Below are 19112 nucleotides of genomic sequence, written 5' to 3'. Positions count from 1 at the left end.
CAAAGGTTTTTTTGTTACTCCCATTCATTTTCCGCCACTTTTTTTACTATGCTCGTCACAAAAATGAAGATGACATGTAGTTAAATTATCAAAAAAATGGTGGAGGCAGAGTCAGTCATTCCTTCATGATGCTGAGAAAACCTGAATGGTTGAACGGGCAACGTTTCTCACCGGGCGCTAACGCATCACGTCAGCGCCGGTTGCTTACCTAGTGTGCCTGCTCCCAGTTATCCCCTACCCCAACTTCAACCAGTAAGGGCACATCCAGCGCCATACTGCCTTCCATTAGCGTACGAATCTGCTTACTGGCCGCTTCAACGGCCTCCTCTTTGATTTCGAACACCAGTTCATCGTGCACCTGCATAATCATCTTCACTGCGTCGCTTCGCTGTTCCTGTAACCAGTTATCAACCGCGATCATCGCGCGTTTAATGATATCGGCCGCCGTTCCTTGCATGGGGGCATTGATTGCGGCGCGTTCTGCCGCTTTACGTCGTATCGCATTGCTGGACTTGATGTCAGGCAACCACAGGCGACGCCCGTCCAGCGTTTCGACATAACCGTTACTCGCGGCGAGCTGACGCGTATTTTCCATGTAGCGCAGGACGCCTGGATAGCGCTCGAAGTACAGATCCATATATTTCTTCGCCTCACCTGCACCGATATTCAGCTGGCGGGATAAGCCAAATGCACTCATACCGTAGATGAGACCAAAATTGATGGCCTTCGCGCTGCGACGTTGTTCACCCGTCACCTTACTGAGCGGTACGCCAAACACTTCCGCTGCGGTAGCCCGGTGGATATCTTCTCCCTGCGAGAACGCGTCCAGCAGGCCTTTATCCTGCGACAGATGGGCCATGATACGCAGTTCAATCTGCGAGTAGTCCGCCGCGACGATGCGGTTGCCCTTGCCTGCTACGAAGGCCTGGCGAATGCGCCGTCCTTCGTCATTCCGCACCGGGATGTTTTGCAGATTAGGATCGGTAGACGATAAACGTCCGGTCGCGGTGACGGCCTGATGGTAAGACGTATGCACGCGGCCGGTTACAGGATTGATCATCAACGGCAGCTTATCGGTGTACGTGGACTTGAGTTTTGACAGCCCACGGTGCTCCAGAATGACTTTCGGTAATGGATAGTCCAGCGCCAGCTCTGCCAGCACTTCTTCGCTGGTCGACGGCGCACCACCCGGCGTTTTCTTGGTGGGCTTGATGCCCTGCTTTTCAAACAGGATGACCTGCAGCTGCTTCGTGGAAGAGAGATTAAACGGCTCGCCCGCCAGTTCATGCGCTTCACGTTCCAGTTCAGCCAAGCGCGCTGTCAGCTCTTTTGAGTGCTGCGCTAAGATGGCCTGATCGATCAACACGCCATTACGCTCAATGCGCGAAATGACCCTGAGCAACGGCATCTCGATCTGTTCGAACACCTTTTTCGGGCCGGCTTCTTTTTCAAGCTCAGGCCACATCTTCAGGTGCAACTGCAACGTGACGTCAGCATCTTCTGCCGCATAATGCGCAGCCTGCTCAAGGGCAATCTGATTAAACGTAAGCTGATTTTTACCCTTACCGGCGATCTCTTCGAAGGTGACCGTTTTATGATTCAACCAGCGTGCCGACAGGCTGTCCATATCATGCTTGCCCACCACACTGTTCAGGATGTACGACTCAAGCATGGTGTCATATTTAATGCCTGCTAACTCAATATCGTAGTTCTTAAGGACACCGCGATCGTACTTGAGGTTTTGCCCCACTTTGCTGACATCAGGATCTTCCAGCAGCGGTTTGAGCTGTGCGAGCACCGCATCGCGATCAAGCTGTTCGGGCGCATCAAGATAATCATGCGCGACAGGAAGATAAGCCGCTTCGCCTGGCGCGATGGCGAAACTGAGACCCACAATGTTGGCTGTTAACGTGTCCAGCGCATCGGTTTCAAGGTCAAACGCGAAAACGTCGCTTTTTTTCAGTTTCTCAACCCAGTTGTCCAGCGTTTGCTGATCCAGGATGGTGACATAACCCTCGGCAGACAAGACGCTTGAGGCTTCCGCCTTTACAGGCTCATCGACAAGAACCTGTTGGGCCTGTCGGTTGCTTTTCTTACCCTGTAGCCATTTTCCCTCTTGCAGGTCGGTCAACCAGCGCCTGAACTCGTAACGGCTAAACAGCGCCTGCAAGGCCTGAATATCCGGTTCACCGACGGTAAGCGCCTCACAAGGCTGATCCAGCGCCACATCCGTTTTAATGGTCGCAAGTTGATAGGAGAGAAACGCCACCTCGCGGTTTTGTTCCAGCTTTGTGGCCATAGTTTTGGCACCACGGAATGAAAGATCGGCAACTTTATCGAGATTATCGTAGATCGACTGCATCCCTCCCAGTCCCTGTAGCAGGGCCTGAGCCGTTTTTTCACCCACGCCTGGTACGCCTGGAATGTTATCTGAGCTGTCGCCCATCATCGCCAGAAAATCGATGATCAAGGCGGGTGGCACACCATACTTTTGCTCAACTTCTTCCGGCCCAAGAATGGTGTTAGTCATCGTATTGATTAACGTTATCGCTGGCGTCACCAGCTGCGCCATATCTTTGTCGCCCGTACTGATAAGGACAGAGTAACCCTTTTTTTCCGCTTCTAACGCCAGCGTACCAATCACATCATCCGCTTCGACACCGCTGACGGCCAGCAGAGGCAATCCCATCGCACGCACCATTTCGTGTAACGGCTCAATCTGTGACCGCAGATCGTCGGGCATGGGCGGGCGATGAGATTTGTAATGTTCAAACAGCTCATCCCTGAAGGTTTTGCCTTTAGCATCAAACACCACAGCAACATGTGTAGGGCTGTATTGAACCAACAGGCTTTTAAGCATGTTCAGCACGCCATACATAGCACCGGTAGGCTCTCCTGCACTGTTCGTCAGCGGCGGGAAAGCGTGGTACGCGCGATAAAGATAGGATGAGCCATCAACCAAAATCAGGGGGTTTTCTGCTATTTGCGCCATATGTCTGTGTATTCTTCGTTGCCATGGATTGGTCTATAAGGATGCCACACCTTGGCGAAAAGGGTTAATCAAGACAAACGGGAAGTTGTTTTTTTGGTGCTGTAGCCTTTTGGATCGTAACAATCTTCCTGTGGATAACTTTGTGCGTAAAAATCATATCAATCATTTATTTATATCATAGCGATCCTAGCCAGCAATGATACTTGTTTAAAATTAGTAACTTAAAACAAAACCGTGATGTGATCGTGATTTTTGACGGCATGTCTGCTTGTGTGGATAGAAAAACTGTGCTTCTCCAGTCCAGCAGAGATAAGGTGAGTGATGGCAAAAGAAAACGCCAGCGAATGCTGGCGTTTTGCGGAAGATGATAGCAAAAAACGCTTATTTCTTTTCGACCAGGAATTTAACAACGTTGGCATAATCCGCCACGAAGTTTTCCATTGAGCTCGTATCCAGTCCACCATTATTAACCATGTATTTGCCGTTAATAAAGATAGCGGGAACACCGCGCAGATCCACATCAGCGGCCGCTTTTTGCTGCTGGGCAACCAGCGCTTTTACTGCAAAGCTGTTCCAGGCCGAATCATATTGCTCAGAGGTAATGCCTGCGGCTTTGATGAAAACGTCTTTCAGACTGGCGGGATCGGTAATGGTCTGGGTTTTCTGAATACCGTCGAAAATAGGTGCCGTGACTTTATCTTCAACCCCCAGCGCCATGGCCACAGCCCATGCGTGCGTGACAACCGGCCCCAGCTCGCCGCCCAGGAAATCAACATGGTATTTAACCATTTTGGTATCCGCTGGCAGGTTCTTTTTCACCGCATCACTGACATGATAGATTTCTTCAAACTGGTAGCAGTGAGGACAGAAAAAAGAGAAAAACTCCATGACCTGCGGTTCACCGGCAACCGGCTTAGGCAGGCTGACATATTGTTTACCTTCAGAGAATTGTGCAGCAGATGCGCTGAAGGCCAGCACCAAACCCATCAGTGCAAAAAATATTTTCTTCATTGGGGAAAACTCTCCTGACTTGTCATTAAAATTGCGGGGTCAGCTGCAACGGGGGTTCCCGCAACACCTTTTCCTGCTCGATAAACTGCAAAATTTGCCTGCGCCAAAAATCCTCATCGGTCATCCAGGGAAACGCGCGCGGAAAGGCGGGGTCCTGCCAGCGGCGAACAACCCAGGCCAGATAATAAATCATGCGCATCGCACGTAAAGGTTCAATCAGTGACAATTCGTTAATATCGAAATCACTGAATTCACTATAGGCTTCCAGCAGAATATCCCACTGGATCCGCTGCTCCTGCTTATCGCCGCTGATCAACATCCACAGATCCTGAACGGCCGGGCCATTGCGGGCATCGTCGAGATCGACAAACAGGGGGCCGTCCCGCCACAGGATATTGCCTGGGTGGCAATCACCATGTAATCGTAACGGCTGCCAGTTGTCGTGCCAGCATTGACGGAGTGTCATACCCAGCTTATCAACGGCCTCTGACAGTGCACTGCGCAGCGACGCGGGCACAAGTTCAGCGTTTGCCAGCACATCCCGGGGCTGATCCAGATATTCATCAAGCCCCATTGAGGGGCGGTGCCGGAACAGATTTTTTCGGCCAGTTTGATGCATGCGGCCCAGGAAGCGCCCAACCCATTCCATCTGATCGTCGTTATCGGTTTCATATTGTCGGCCCCCGAGGCTGGGGAAAACCGCAAAGTAAAAACCCGCATGCTGTTGCAACGTATTACCCTTAAGAACCAGGGGCGCAGCAATGGGCACTTCATCGCCGAGTAAATCGTGAGAGAACTGATGCTCCTCAGTAATCTGCTCAGCTGACCAACGCTGTGGTCGGTAAAACTTGGCCACATAGCGCTGCCTGTTATCATCGCTAAACTGATAAACGCGGTTTTCGTAGCTGTTCAGGGCCGTAAGACCGGAGTCTACCCGAATACCTGTTTCCCAAAGCGCATCAAGCAGGACATCTGGATTGAGCGTTTGAAAATTAAAGGCGGCATCACTCATGGTTATCCCTGTGCTTATCTTTACTGTGAACGGCTAAGGATAACACTACTCATCATTTTTAATGACTCCACGTGCACGTAGCAGCGCCGTTTTAAAATCAACTTCATAATCTTTTTTCAGTCCGGGAATCTGATCATGGCTGGCAGAATCACGCATTTTTAGATGATAAATCAATATGTCATCGCTTAATTCACTTAATGGGCCAACGAAACCGGACGCCTGAGCCAGTTTTTGTAAAAATGCCAGCAGGTTAAGATCAGGTTCTTTTTCCCAGGCAGGTTGCAGGAGTTCGAGCAGTTCACTCAGCCGATGCGTTTTCATGATAATTCCTTTATGCAGGTGGTCCGCTGCCGCAATGTGAGTATCGTCCAGATTTGAGTCAGGAGACGAAAATGACAGCAATTACCGGGGTAATCCTTGCAGGTGGACAAGGTCGCCGTATGGGAGGACTGGATAAAGGGTTAATAATGCTGCAAGGTAAACCACTTTATCAGCATGTTCTTCAGCGGTTAAAGCCGCAGGTAGACATTGTGTTAATAAGCGCCAACCGTAACATTGATCGTTATCAGATAAGTGGTTGTCAGGTCGTGGCTGACACCATGCAGGACTATCCCGGACCACTGGCAGGTATGCTGAGCGGTTTGCGAAACAGTCCTACTGAGTGGGTTGCGTTTTGCGCGTGCGATACACCTGATATTCCCGGCGATTTTGTTGCGCGTCTTTGGCAGCAGCGTAACAGCGCACCTGTTGTCTGGGTGCAGTCATCCGAACGTGATCATCCGACTCTGGCGCTGATGAATCGGGCGCTGATCGGCGATCTTGAAGCGGGCCTGTTACGTGGTGAACGCAGGCTTATGCAATTTATGCGTGAACAGGGTGGGCATCCCGTACTGTTCAGTGATGCGGAATCAGCTTTCCGCAATATTAATACGCCTGACGATCTGGTTAATCGGGAGAAATCATCATGCCCGTCCCGTTATTAGCGATTGTCGCCTGGAGCGGAACCGGTAAAACCACGCTGCTTGAGCAGGTTATACCGCTGTTGAAAGCGCAGGGAATACGAGCAGGACTGATCAAACATACGCATCATCAGATGGATGTTGATACGCCAGGTAAGGACAGCTATCGGCTGCGAAAAGCCGGTGCCGATCAGGTTATTGTCGCCAGCGATCGGCGCTGGGCGATGATGTGTGAAACGCCAGAGCAGCCCGTTAGTCTGAGGACGTTAGCCTCACGAATGGATAGTACGCAACTGGATTTGGTGCTAGTAGAAGGCTTCAAAGATGAGCCCGTGCCCAAAATGGTGCTTTGGCGATCGGGTGTTAAAGGGGAGTTGGTCGATCTGCTGGATGAGCATGTCGTGGCGGTTGTCACTGACGACCTTTCGCGGAAGCCGGATGTGCCCACTGTGGATATCAACCAGCCCGGAGAGGTTGCTGCGTTTATCATGACATGGCTGGAAAAGGCCAGTTAAGGGAACGAGATACAGGGCGCGTTATCTCTGACAGGTATCGGCTGAGACGTCGTATGGGGTTGTACGAGGGCGGCGTCGGAAGATAAACGTCATGACGGTCCCGCATACATGCAGAGGCAAGGTAAACGGTCAGGGCAGGACCAGGGAGGAGACCGGCAGGCAGCAACAGAGCTCTGCCCTGAAGCCCGCAGAGGTCCGGCAGGCCCCGCTCTCTCCGGACGGCGGACGTAAAAAAGCCCCGTACTTCCGTACGGGGCTTCTTCACCTGATTGATGCCTGGCAGTTCCCTACTCTCGCATGGGGAGACCCCACACTACCATCGGCGCTACGGCGTTTCACTTCTGAGTTCGGCATGGGGTCAGGTGGGACCACCGCGCTACAGCCGCCAGGCAGATTCTGTCTGCCGCACCGCCCTCTCGGGCCGCACGGCGTTATCCGGTAAACAAGGCTGAAAATTATTTCTGTCTCTCAACCCAAAACGCCTCTGGCGTTGTAAGGTTAAGCCTCACGGGTCATTAGTACCGGTAAGCTCAACGCATCGCTGCGCTTACACACCCGGCCTATCAACGTCGTCGTCTTCAACGTCCCTTCAGGAGGCTCGGAGCCTCAGGGAGAACTCATCTCGGGGCAAGTTTCGTGCTTAGATGCTTTCAGCACTTATCTTTTCCGCACTTAGCTACCGGGCAGTGCCACTGGCGTGACAACCCGGACACCAGCGGTGCGTTCACTCCGGTCCTCTCGTACTAGGAGCAACCCCCCTCAATTCTCCAGCGCCCACGGCAGATAGGGACCGAACTGTCTCACGACGTTCTAAACCCAGCTCGCGTACCACTTTAAACGGCGAACAGCCGTACCCTTGGGACCTACTTCAGCCCCAGGATGTGATGAGCCGACATCGAGGTGCCAAACACCGCCGTCGATATGAACTCTTGGGCGGTATCAGCCTGTTATCCCCGGAGTACCTTTTATCCGTTGAGCGATGGCCCTTCCATTCAGAACCACCGGATCACTATGACCTGCTTTCGCACCTGCTCGAGCCGTCACTCTCGCAGTCAAGCTGGCTTATGCCATTGCACTAACCTCCTGATGTCCGACCAGGATTAGCCAACCTTCGTGCTCCTCCGTTACGCTTTGGGAGGAGACCGCCCCAGTCAAACTACCCACCAGACACTGTCCGCAGCCCGGATCACGGGCCCACGTTAGAACACCAAACATTAAAGGGTGGTATTTCAAGGACGGCTCCACGCAGACTGGCGTCCACGCTTCAAAGCCTCCCACCTATCCTACACATCAAGGCTCAGTGTTCAGTGTCAAGCTGTAGTAAAGGTTCACGGGGTCTTTCCGTCTTGCCGCGGGTACACTGCATCTTCACAGCGATTTCAATTTCACTGAGTCTCGGGTGGAGACAGCCTGGCCATCATTACGCCATTCGTGCAGGTCGGAACTTACCCGACAAGGAATTTCGCTACCTTAGGACCGTTATAGTTACGGCCGCCGTTTACCGGGGCTTCGATCAAGAGCTTCTCCTTACGGATAACCCCATCAATTAACCTTCCGGCACCGGGCAGGCGTCACACCGTATACGTCCACTTTCGTGTTTGCACAGTGCTGTGTTTTTAATAAACAGTTGCAGCCAGCTGGTATCTTCGACTGGCCTCGGCTCCGGGAGCAAGTCCCCTCACCTACGCGCCAGCGTGCCTTCTCCCGAAGTTACGGCACCATTTTGCCTAGTTCCTTCACCCGAGTTCTCTCAAGCGCCTGGGTATTCTCTACCTGACCACCTGTGTCGGTTTGGGGTACGATTTCGTGTTACCTGATGCTTAGAGGCTTTTCCTGGAAGCAGGGCATTTATCACTTCAGCACCGTAGTGCCTCGTCGTCACGCCTCAGTGTAAAGTGCACCGGATTTGCCTGGCGCACACACCTACACGCTTAAACCGGGACAACCGTCGCCCGGCCGATATAGCCTTCTCCGTCCCCCCTTCGCAGTAACACCAAGTACAGGAATATTAACCTGTTTCCCATCGACTACGCCTTTCGGCCTCGCCTTAGGGGTCGACTCACCCTGCTCCGATTAACGTTGAACAGGAACCCTTGGTCTTCCGGCGACAAGGTTTTTCACCTTGTTTATCGTTACTTATGTCAGCATTCGCACTTCTGATACCTCCAGCATGCCTCACAGCACACCTTCAACGGCTTACAGAACGCTCCCCTACCCAGCAACGCTTACGCGTCGCTGCCGCAGCTTCGGTGCATGGTTTAGCCCCGTTACATCTTCCGCGCAGGCCGACTCGACCAGTGAGCTATTACGCTTTCTTTAAATGATGGCTGCTTCTAAGCCAACATCCTGGCTGTCTGTGCCTTCCCACATCGTTTCCCACTTAACCATGACTTTGGGACCTTAGCTGGCGGTCTGGGTTGTTTCCCTCTTCACGACGGACGTTAGCACCCGCCGTGTGTCTCCCGTGATAACATTCTCCGGTATTCGCAGTTTGCATCGGGTTGGTAAGCCGGGATGGCCCCCTAGCCGAAACAGTGCTCTACCCCCGGAGATGAGTTCACGAGGCGCTACCTAAATAGCTTTCGGGGAGAACCAGCTATCTCCCGGTTTGATTGGCCTTTCACCCCCAGCCACAGGTCATCCGCTAATTTTTCAACATTAGTCGGTTCGGTCCTCCAGTTAGTGTTACCCAACCTTCAACCTGCCCATGGCTAGATCACCGGGTTTCGGGTCTATACCCTGCAACTTAACGCCCAGTTAAGACTCGGTTTCCCTGCGGCTCCCCTATACGGTTAACCTTGCTACAGAATATAAGTCGCTGACCCATTATACAAAAGGTACGCAGTCACACCACGAAGGTGCTCCCACTGCTTGTACGTACACGGTTTCAGGTTCTGTTTCACTCCCCTCGCCGGGGTTCTTTTCGCCTTTCCCTCACGGTACTGGTTCACTATCGGTCAGTCAGGAGTATTTAGCCTTGGAGGATGGTCCCCCCATATTCAGACAGGATACCACGTGTCCCGCCTTACTCATCGAACTCACAACCTGTGCACCTTTGTGTACGGGAGTATCACCCTGTACCCTGCGACTTTCCAGACGCTTCCACTGATGCACAAGCTGATGCAGGTTCTGGGCTCCTCCCCGTTCGCTCGCCGCTACTGGGGGAATCTCGGTTGATTTCTTTTCCTCGGGGTACTTAGATGTTTCAGTTCCCCCGGTTCGCCTCATGCCGCTATGGATTCACTGCATGATAGTGTGACGAGTCACACTGGGTTTCCCCATTCGGGTATCGCCGGTTGTAGCGGTTCATATCACCTTACCGGCGCTTATCGCAGATTAGCACGCCCTTCATCGCCTCTGACTGCCAGGGCATCCACCGTGTACGCTTGGTCGCTTAACCTCACAACCCACAGGCGTTTTGCGCTTGCGTGTCGTGAGCTTTTGAGAGACCCGAACGCATCGTGCTGTGTTCCTTATTACGGAGGAACACGACGTGCGTCGTTTCAAATTTTCAGCTTGTTCCGGATTGTTAAAGAGCAAATATCTCAAACGTGACCCTGAGGCCAGTTTTGAGATACTTCGTGGAGACACCTTTCACCTGTCACCAAGCAAGTGGCGTCCCCTAGGGGATTCGAACCCCTGTTGCCGCCGTGAAAGGGCGGAGTCCTAACCGCTAGACGAAGGGGACACGTACGTGTGTCTCGGCTTCGCAGCCGTCTTGCTTCTTCAGCTTTCTATCAGACAATCTGTGTGAGCACTTCGCACGAAGGTATCTTCAGGTAAGGAGGTGATCCAACCGCAGGTTCCCCTACGGTTACCTTGTTACGACTTCACCCCAGTCATGAATCACAAAGTGGTAAGCGCCCTCCCGAGGGTTAAGCTACCTACTTCTTTTGCAACCCACTCCCATGGTGTGACGGGCGGTGTGTACAAGGCCCGGGAACGTATTCACCGTGGCATTCTGATCCACGATTACTAGCGATTCCGACTTCACGGAGTCGAGTTGCAGACTCCGATCCGGACTACGACGCACTTTATGAGGTCCGCTTGCTCTCGCGAGGTCGCTTCTCTTTGTATGCGCCATTGTAGCACGTGTGTAGCCCTACTCGTAAGGGCCATGATGACTTGACGTCATCCCCACCTTCCTCCGGTTTATCACCGGCAGTCTCCTTTGAGTTCCCGACCGAATCGCTGGCAACAAAGGATAAGGGTTGCGCTCGTTGCGGGACTTAACCCAACATTTCACAACACGAGCTGACGACAGCCATGCAGCACCTGTCTCAGCGTTCCCGAAGGCACCAAGGCATCTCTGCCAAGTTCGCTGGATGTCAAGAGTAGGTAAGGTTCTTCGCGTTGCATCGAATTAAACCACATGCTCCACCGCTTGTGCGGGCCCCCGTCAATTCATTTGAGTTTTAACCTTGCGGCCGTACTCCCCAGGCGGTCGACTTAACGCGTTAGCTCCGGAAGCCACTCCTCAAGGGAACAACCTCCAAGTCGACATCGTTTACGGCGTGGACTACCAGGGTATCTAATCCTGTTTGCTCCCCACGCTTTCGCACCTGAGCGTCAGTCTTCGTCCAGGGGGCCGCCTTCGCCACCGGTATTCCTCCAGATCTCTACGCATTTCACCGCTACACCTGGAATTCTACCCCCCTCTACGAGACTCAAGCCTGCCAGTTTCAAATGCAGTTCCCAGGTTAAGCCCGGGGATTTCACATCTGACTTAACAGACCGCCTGCGTGCGCTTTACGCCCAGTAATTCCGATTAACGCTTGCACCCTCCGTATTACCGCGGCTGCTGGCACGGAGTTAGCCGGTGCTTCTTCTGCGGGTAACGTCAATTGATGAGGTTATTAACCTCACCACCTTCCTCCCCGCTGAAAGTACTTTACAACCCGAAGGCCTTCTTCATACACGCGGCATGGCTGCATCAGGCTTGCGCCCATTGTGCAATATTCCCCACTGCTGCCTCCCGTAGGAGTCTGGACCGTGTCTCAGTTCCAGTGTGGCTGGTCATCCTCTCAGACCAGCTAGGGATCGTCGCCTAGGTGGGCCGTTACCCCGCCTACCAGCTAATCCCATCTGGGCACATCCGATGGTGTGAGGCCCGGAGGTCCCCCACTTTGGTCTTGCGACGTTATGCGGTATTAGCTACCGTTTCCAGTAGTTATCCCCCTCCATCGGGCAGTTTCCCAGACATTACTCACCCGTCCGCCACTCGTCACCCGAGGAGCAAGCTCCTCTGTGCTACCGTCCGACTTGCATGTGTTAGGCCTGCCGCCAGCGTTCAATCTGAGCCATGATCAAACTCTTCAATTTAAAGTTTGATTTGCTGCAACCAGTGCAGCGATGCTCAAGGAAAACGTCGTAATGAATTTCAATACGTGTTCACTCTTAAGACTTGATATTTTTTTGCGTCCGGAGACGCGGATATCAATCCTGCGAGTGCCCACACAGATTGTCTGATAAATTGTTAAAGAGCAGTGCAACCAGCGGGTTAACCGTCTGTTGCGAGGTGGCGTATATTACGCTTTCCTCTTTCAGAGTCAACCTCTTTTTCAGAAGTTTTTCTCCGGCGAAAACTCCGGGGAGTTTTCTGCTGAACACCGCGTTACGTAAGCCGTTGTGCCGTGTCAGTGGAGGCGCATTATAGGGCGTTCTTTCTGGGTGACAAGCATTAATTATAAAAAAATGACTGAGCGATTCATTTTTAAACGAACGGGGTAAAAAGCGACACATCCTGCGTAAATAACGCACGGAAATCACCACATATCGGTTGAAAGAGGCGTATTGTGCATTTCTGCCAATGCTATTCTTTTTTATATTCTTTGCCGAAGACATTACGAAGGACGCTCAATGATTAAATCCGCGCGCAGTATGGCCGGTCTGCCATGGATTGCCGCTATGGCCTTCTTTATGCAGTCACTGGATGCCACGATACTCAATACCGCGCTGCCCGCGATCGCTACCAGCCTTGAACGTTCCCCGCTAGCCATGCAGTCCGCCGTTATCAGCTACACCTTAACTGTTGCCATGCTTATTCCGGTTAGTGGATGGCTTGCAGACCGCTTTGGCACACGCAAGATCTTTATTATTGCCGTTTCGCTGTTTACGCTGGGTTCACTTGCCTGTGCCTTATCGCCCTCCTTATCAATACTGGTCACATCGCGCGTTATTCAGGGCGTGGGTGGCGCGATGATGATGCCCGTCGCGCGGCTGGCACTTCTGCGTGCCTATCCCCGTAGTGAACTCTTACCTATTCTCAACTTTGTCACCATGCCGGGATTAGTCGGACCGATACTGGGGCCGTTGCTGGGGGGAATCATGGTGACCTATGCCACCTGGCACTGGATCTTCCTGATAAACATTCCGATAGGTCTGCTCGGCATCGTCTATGCACGTAAATTCATGCCTGACTTCACGACACCAAAGCGCCGTTTCGACTTTCTGGGATTTTTATTGTTCGGCATTGGATTAGTGATGATCTCTACCGGCATAGAGCTGTTTGGTGAGCGTATTGTCTCACCCTGGCTTGCGGCAGGCGTTCTGACTGGCGGCGTTGTCTTGTTGCTCCTCTATATAGCCCATGCCCGGCGTCATCCCTCGCCGTTGATCAATCTGCCCATGTTTAAGACACGCACATTCTCGGTAGGCATCATTGGTAACATCGCTTCGCGGCTGGGCACTGGTTGCGTGCCGTTTTTGATGCCGCTGATGCTTCAGGTAGGATTTGGCTATTCTGCGATTCTGGCTGGCTGCATGATGGCCCCCACAGCCATTGGCTCCATTCTGGCTAAACAAAGCGTGACGCAATTACTGCGCTGGTTTGGCTATCGCCGCCTGTTAGTCAGTATTACGATGATCATTGGCGTGATGATCGCCAGCTTCTCGCTGCAGTCACCTTCTGAGGATATTGCGTTCTTATTAATTCCGCTCTTTCTGTTAGGTATGGCGATGTCCACCCAGTTTACGGCAATGAACACCATTACCCTGGCTGATTTGGATGACGACAATGCCAGTGGCGGCAACAGTGTACTCGCGGTGACACAGCAGCTCGCGATCAGCTTTGGGGTGGCCGTCAGTGCGGCCGTCCTGCGCTTTTATCAGGAATTTGATAGCACGACAGTAGAACAATTCCATTCTACCTTCCTGACGATGGGCATCGTCACCGTCCTGTCAGCGCTGACGTTTACGATGCTGCGCAATGGCGACGGACGCAACCTGATTAAAAATCGCGATAAAAAGAAGAAAGCTTAAACCGATCCCCGCGGAACCAGTTCCGGCGTCAGTACCAGCGTCTGCTGGCTGACGTCGGGATTACTCAGACGATAAATCAACGTATCAATAGCCAGTTCACCCAGCTCATCTTTCGGTTGATGAATGGTGCTCAGCGGCGGCGACATATAGCGCGCCAGTTCCACGTCATCATATCCCATCACCGCCATATCCTGCGGAATCTGCAAGCCGGCCTGATGTAGTGCATGGTAAACCCCAACCGCCATCGCGTCGTTGCTGGTAAAAACGGCATGCGGTGGGGTATCCAGCGCCAACAGTTCGAACATGGCGTTATAACCGCCCGCAAACTCAAAGTCACCGCTCACGACATAGTCTGGCGGGACCTCCAGACCGTTTTTCTGCATTGCCTGATGAAAACCTTCAAGGCGCATGCGCGCCGGGGTTTTATCAAGCGGCCCGGAAATACAGGCGATTCGCGAATATCCGCTGTCAATCAGATGCTGTGTCGCCAGTTCACCCCCCAACAGCGCGTTATCCTGAATGATATCGCCCCGCCCTTCGAAAGGCGCCCAGTCCATCATCACCATAGGAATAGAAGGATAACGATTCAGGATTTCCGCCGACGGTAAATGGCTTTCCGTGCACATAATCAGCAAACCATCGACCCGCTTTTGCAGCAAGGTTTCCAGGCTACGATTCATACGGTCTTCGTCCCCGGCGGTATTGCACAGAATCAGGCTGTATCCACGCTCATAACAGCTGTCTTCAACACCACGTACCACTTCGGCATAAAAGGGGTTACTGCTGGCGGTCAGTAGCATGCCGATCGTATGGGTTTGGTTAAGCTTGAGGCTACGAGCCAGTGCCGACGGCGCATAGTTCAGATCGCGAATCGCCTGTTCGATTTTTTCACGCACCCCATCGCTCACAAAACGATTCTTGTTGATGACGTGTGAAACCGTTGAGGTGGAGACGCCCGCCAGCCGGGCGACATCTTTCATCGTAGCCAAGCGCTTAACCCTGTTGCTGTAAAAAGTCGTCGATCTCGGCACGCCAGGGTACAGAGGGCTGTGCTCCCGAACGGGTTACCGCAATTGCCGCAGCAGCGTGCGCAAAGCGAACGGCATCCAGCATGGCCTTGCCTTCAAGACGTGCTGTGATAAACGCGCCGTTAAACGTATCACCCGCCGCAATCGTATCTACGGCTTTCACGTCAAAACCCGCAACACGTTGCCCCTGGCCCTTTTCACTCAGCCAGACGCCACGGCGTCCCAGGGTGATCAAGACAGTGGGGATGCCTTTATTATGTAACGCAGCCGCCGCACGCGCAGCGTCCTCATCATTTCTGACGGCGATTCCTGTCAGGATTTCAGCCTCAGTCTCGTTTGGCGTAATCACGTCAACCAGCGCTAACAGACTGTCCGGCAGAGCCGTTGCTGGCGCAGGATTCAAAATGACCTGCGTCTGATGCTGTCGGGCAAGGCTTGCCGCCGCTACCACGCTGTCCAGTGGCGATTCAAGCTGCATCAGTAATGCGTCAGCCCCGGCGATAACCTGCTGGTGACGCGCGACGTAGGCTGGCGTTAACGCGGCATTAGCACCGGAATAGATGCCTATATTATTTTCGCCTTCACCATTGACGAAGATCATCGCAACGCCCGTCGATTCACCCTCAATGACCTCTACCGGCTGGGTATCAATCTTATCCTGCGCGAGTTGCTGACAGACACGTTCACCAATGTCATCGGCACCGACACAAGCAATAAAGGCAATATCAGCGCCCGCACGGCCGGCCGCAACCGCCTGATTGGCGCCTTTACCACCAAACGCAATCTGATATTTCTGCCCGATCACCGTTTCGCCGGGACGGGGAAAGTGTGCCAGATTAAGGATATGGTCAGCATTGATGCTGCCGAGAACGGCCAGTTTTGCGTGTTTGCTCATTGGGAGAGTCCGAAATAAGTGCGCCACCGATGGGTGGCGCAGTGCCCTGCTTTTCTTTGATTTATTTAGTAACCAGTTTCAAATCAACTGGATAAACTGCCTGCACTTTTTCGCCTTTCAGCACTTTATCAGCAGTCTGAACGCCGATCATGCCAATTTTCTCTGGCATCTGAGCAACGGTCGCCGCCAGCTTACCGCCTTCAACGGCTTTCACACCATCTGGCGTGCCGTCAAAGCCCACCACCAGCACATCGGTCTTGCCAGCAGTCTGCAGTGCACGCAGGGCACCCAGTGCCATTTCGTCGTTCTGGGCAAATACCGCCTGCACATCTGGATGCGCCTGCAACAGGTTCTGCATCACGTTCAGGCCTTTAGTACGGTCAAAGTCAGCAGGCTGGCTGGCCAGAACCTTGAACTTGTGTGCATCAACGGCTTTCTGGAAGCCTTCGCCACGTTCACGGGCTGCTGAAGTTCCCGCGATCCCTTCTAATTCGATGATTTTCGCGCCATCACCCAGTTTACGGGCAATAAAGTCACCTGCCATTTTTCCGCCGAAGCGGTTATCAGATGCAACATGGCTTACCACGGTACCCTGAGCCGCCACGCGATCCAGCGTGATAACAGGGATTTTTGCCTGGTTAGCCAGCTTGATGGCATTGCCTACAGAGTCAGAATCGGTTGGGTTGATCAGCAGTGCTTTGGTGCCGCGAACAGTCAGATCCTGCACGTTAGCCAGTTCTTTCGCAGGGTTGTTCTGTGAATCCAGCACGACCAGGTTGTAACCCAGTTTGTCCGCTTCTTTTTGCGCGCCGTCTTTCAGGGACACAAAGAACGGGTTATTCAGCGTAGAGATAACAAGGGCAATGGTATCTTTCGCCATTGCGCTGGCGCTGAGGGTTGCGCCAAGAATGACAGCGAGTGCAGTTAACTTTTTCATCATTTTATCCTGTATAAGAGTCTGAGTTATTTGCTGCTTTTATTATCCACCAGCACCGCCAGCAGAATAACGACTGCTTTGACGATCATCTGGTAGTAGGAAGATACACCCATCAGATTTAATCCATTGTTTAAAAAGCCAAGGATTAATGCGCCAATTAAGGTGCCAACGACGCGGCCTTTACCGCCTGCCAGACTCGTTCCGCCCAGCACGACAGCCGCGATAGCGTCCAGTTCATAGCCTGTACCCGCTGTTGGCTGGGCAGAAGACAGACGCGCCACTTCAATCGATCCCGCCAGCGCGGCCAGCATGCCAGACAGTGAGTAAACAATAACTTTCACACGGTTAACGTTGATGCCGGAGAGACGCGTGGCCGCCTCATTACCGCCCAACGCATAAATATAGCGACCCAGGCGCGTGTGATGCAGCATGTACCAGGCGGCGACAAACACCAGCGCCATCAGCCAGACCGGGGTTGGAATACCCAGCGGACGACCAATACCAATCCAGCCAAACAGATCCGCATTATCGTTAAAACCGGTATTGACCGGACTGCCGTTGGTATAAACCATGGTGACGCCGCGCAGCAGTAACATCATGACCAGCGTAGCGATAAACGCCTGCACCTTGCCCCGCGCCACGATGGTTCCCGTGACCGCACCAATCGCCGCGCCCAGCACCAGGGAGGCTGCAACGGCAACAAAGGCATTCACCTCCATGCCTACCAGCGAGGCGGCCACCGCGCCCGTCAGCGCCAGCAGCGAGCCGACGGAAAGATCGATGCCGGACGTTAAAATGACCAGGGTCATTCCCACAGCCATGATGGCATTGACCGATGTCTGCTGAAGAATGTTGAACAGATTGGCCACAGTAAAGAAATTCGGGCTCTGGCTCGCCACCACAGCAATCAACACAATCAGCGCAATCAGCGATTTTTGCTCAAGTAGCCAGGCTTTGCTGAACCAGCGACGGTTAGATGGAACGGTTTGGGTGGTCATACAACTAAATCCTCACTGTGTTGCTTACCGACGGCTGCTGCCATCAGGCTTTCCTGGGTAGCTTCTTCACGGCTAAATTCGCCGCTTAAACGGCCTTCATGCATCACGACAATGCGGTCACTCATGCCCAGCACCTCTGGCATTTCTGACGACACCAGGATGATGCTCAGCCCTTCAGCTTTGAACTGATTAATCAGCTGATAGATCTCTTTTTTGGCCCCGACGTCCACGCCGCGCGTCGGTTCGTCAAGAATCAACACGTTAGGGCGCGTCATCAATCCACGGGCTATCGCCACCTTCTGCTGATTCCCGCCCGATAACAGGCCAATCGGCTGCTCCATCGACGGCGTTTTCACGTTAAATAAGCGAATGAAATCTTTTACAGCGAGCTGCTCTTCCGCATGGCGCAGTCTGCCAGCCGGGTGACTGAAATAGCGTAAGGCGGTAAGCGACATGTTTTCTTTGACTGACATGCCTAACACCAGGCCATCGCGCTTGCGATCTTCGGAGATATAAACGATGCCGTTAGCCAGGCCATCCTGAGGAGAACGGATCACGACTTCACGTCCACTCAGCCAGACCTGCCCCCCGGTACGGGGCAAGGCACCATACAAAATTTTCATTAACTCTGTCCGGCCTGCGCCCATCAGGCCCGATACGCCGAGAATTTCGCCTTTACGTAAGGTAAAGCTGACGTCATCCACGCCAGGGCCGCTGAGGTTCTGAACCTTAAGACGAATTTCGCCGGGCGCCTCATCCAGATGGGGATACTGATCTTCTAATTTGCGCCCCACCATCATTTCGATCAGGCTCTCTTCGCTCATCTCGGCGACCGGACGCTCTGCAATAAATTGCCCGTCACGGAAGACCGTCACGTCATCACAAATCTCAAAAATTTCTTTCATGCGATGAGAGATATAAACGATGCCGCATCCTTGCGCCTTCAGTTCATTGATCACCCGGAACAAGGACAATGTTTCAGTATCCGTCAGCGCATCCGTGGGCTCATCCATAATGATGACTTTCGATTCAAAGCTCAGAACCTTGGCAATTTCGACCATTTGTTGATCGCCGATGGATAAATCGCCCACCAGCTTGTGACTGCTAAAACGCAGATTCAGGCGTTTCAGGAGCGCATCCGCCTCGGCATACATCCGCTTCCAGTTAATGCGACCAAAACCATTAACGAATTCACGCCCAAGAAAGATGTTTTCTGCCACAGTCAACTGCGGGATCAGGTTGAGCTCCTGATGGATAATGCCGATACCGGCTTCCTGCGAGGCTTTCGGTCCACTGAAGGTGGTTTCTTCGCCCAGCCACTGCAGTGATCCGGCATCACGGGTATAAATCCCGGTCAGCACCTTCATCATGGTGGACTTGCCGGCGCCATTCTCACCGACTAATGCCATAACGCGTCCTGCCCAGACGGACAGCGACGCGCCATTTAATGCTTTCACGCCCGGAAACGCTTTTTCGATGCCTTTGAGCTGCAGTAACGGTTGCAT

Annotated in this window: 12 protein-coding genes, 1 tRNA gene and 3 rRNA genes; 3 read left to right on the top strand and 13 right to left on the bottom strand. The window is 53.0% G+C overall.

Annotated features, from left to right (window positions below):
* Nucleotides 1–208: 208 nt before the first annotated feature.
* From polA to GC087_RS00450, 4 genes are all read right to left on the bottom strand, one after another.
* Entirely contained in the window at nucleotides 209–2992 is a 2784-nt protein-coding gene (gene polA / locus GC087_RS00465; RefSeq protein ID WP_162286826.1) for a DNA polymerase I, read from the bottom strand.
* A 381-nt stretch (nucleotides 2993–3373) separates the two neighbouring features.
* Nucleotides 3374–4003 (bottom strand): thiol:disulfide interchange protein DsbA, encoded by a 630-nt coding sequence (dsbA, locus tag GC087_RS00460; protein WP_006121321.1) that lies wholly within the window; start codon nucleotides 4001–4003, stop codon nucleotides 3374–3376.
* 25 nt (nucleotides 4004–4028) lie between these two features.
* Nucleotides 4029–5015 (bottom strand): serine/threonine protein kinase, encoded by a 987-nt coding sequence (locus GC087_RS00455; protein ID WP_006121320.1) that lies wholly within the window; start codon nucleotides 5013–5015, stop codon nucleotides 4029–4031.
* A gap of 45 nt (nucleotides 5016–5060) precedes the next feature.
* Entirely contained in the window at nucleotides 5061–5336 is a 276-nt protein-coding gene (locus tag GC087_RS00450) for a YihD family protein (protein ID WP_006121318.1), read from the bottom strand.
* Nucleotides 5337–5407: 71 nt separating this feature from the next.
* Between GC087_RS00450 and mobA the strand changes: the two genes are divergently transcribed.
* Both mobA and mobB read left to right on the top strand, forming a co-directional pair.
* The gene (mobA, locus tag GC087_RS00445) at nucleotides 5408–5998 is read left to right on the top strand and encodes a molybdenum cofactor guanylyltransferase MobA (protein WP_324029412.1); all 591 of its coding nucleotides are present in this window, start codon (nucleotides 5408–5410) and stop codon (nucleotides 5996–5998) included.
* Nucleotides 5980–6489 carry a molybdopterin-guanine dinucleotide biosynthesis protein MobB gene (mobB, locus tag GC087_RS00440; protein WP_205952450.1) on the top strand — a complete coding sequence of 170 codons (510 nt, stop codon included), beginning with the start codon at nucleotides 5980–5982 and terminating at the stop codon, nucleotides 6487–6489. Before mobA ends, mobB begins: the two co-directional genes overlap by 19 nt.
* Before the next feature lie 274 nt (nucleotides 6490–6763).
* On the opposite strand, the gene rrf is transcribed toward mobB, so the two are convergent.
* The 4 genes from rrf to GC087_RS00420 all read right to left on the bottom strand — a co-directional run bounded on the left by rrf (nucleotide 6764) and on the right by GC087_RS00420 (nucleotide 11811).
* Nucleotides 6764–6879, bottom strand: a 5S ribosomal RNA gene (gene rrf / locus GC087_RS00435).
* 104 nt (nucleotides 6880–6983) lie between these two features.
* Nucleotides 6984–9889 (bottom strand): 23S ribosomal RNA (locus tag GC087_RS00430).
* A 213-nt stretch (nucleotides 9890–10102) separates the two neighbouring features.
* Nucleotides 10103–10177 (bottom strand) — tRNA-Glu (locus GC087_RS00425).
* Between the two features lie 92 nt (nucleotides 10178–10269).
* Nucleotides 10270–11811 (bottom strand): 16S ribosomal RNA (locus GC087_RS00420).
* The 16S, 23S and 5S rRNA genes sit together here with 1 tRNA gene alongside, the layout of an rRNA operon.
* 537 nt (nucleotides 11812–12348) lie before the next feature.
* Here GC087_RS00420 and mdtD point away from each other — a divergent pair.
* The gene (gene mdtD, locus GC087_RS00415; protein WP_006121179.1) at nucleotides 12349–13749 is read left to right on the top strand and encodes a multidrug transporter subunit MdtD; all 1401 of its coding nucleotides are present in this window, start codon (nucleotides 12349–12351) and stop codon (nucleotides 13747–13749) included.
* Here mdtD and rbsR read toward each other — a convergent pair.
* The 5 genes from rbsR to rbsA form a co-directional block, all read right to left on the bottom strand.
* Nucleotides 13746–14729, bottom strand: a complete 984-nt coding sequence (rbsR, locus tag GC087_RS00410) for a ribose operon transcriptional repressor RbsR (RefSeq protein WP_033737206.1) — start codon at nucleotides 14727–14729, stop codon at nucleotides 13746–13748. The genes mdtD and rbsR overlap by 4 nt on opposite strands.
* A gap of 13 nt (nucleotides 14730–14742) precedes the next feature.
* Complete coding sequence (gene rbsK / locus GC087_RS00405) at nucleotides 14743–15672, bottom strand: ribokinase (RefSeq protein WP_262959630.1); 930 nt, start codon at nucleotides 15670–15672, stop codon at nucleotides 14743–14745.
* Nucleotides 15673–15733: 61 nt separating this feature from the next.
* Complete coding sequence (rbsB, locus tag GC087_RS00400; RefSeq protein WP_033737208.1) at nucleotides 15734–16609, bottom strand: ribose ABC transporter substrate-binding protein RbsB; 876 nt, start codon at nucleotides 16607–16609, stop codon at nucleotides 15734–15736.
* Nucleotides 16610–16635: 26 nt separating this feature from the next.
* Nucleotides 16636–17607, bottom strand: a complete 972-nt coding sequence (gene rbsC / locus GC087_RS00395; protein ID WP_006121183.1) for a ribose ABC transporter permease — start codon at nucleotides 17605–17607, stop codon at nucleotides 16636–16638.
* A complete protein-coding gene (rbsA, locus tag GC087_RS00390) occupies nucleotides 17604–19112 on the bottom strand; it encodes a ribose ABC transporter ATP-binding protein RbsA (RefSeq protein WP_033737209.1) in 1509 nt (502 codons plus the stop codon). Before rbsA ends, rbsC begins: the two co-directional genes overlap by 4 nt.

The sequence above is a fragment of the Pantoea sp. JZ2 genome (genome assembly GCF_035191405.1).
GTDB classification, from domain to species: domain Bacteria; phylum Pseudomonadota; class Gammaproteobacteria; order Enterobacterales; family Enterobacteriaceae; genus Pantoea; species Pantoea stewartii.
This window is presented reverse-complemented; position numbering and strand designations above follow the sequence as displayed.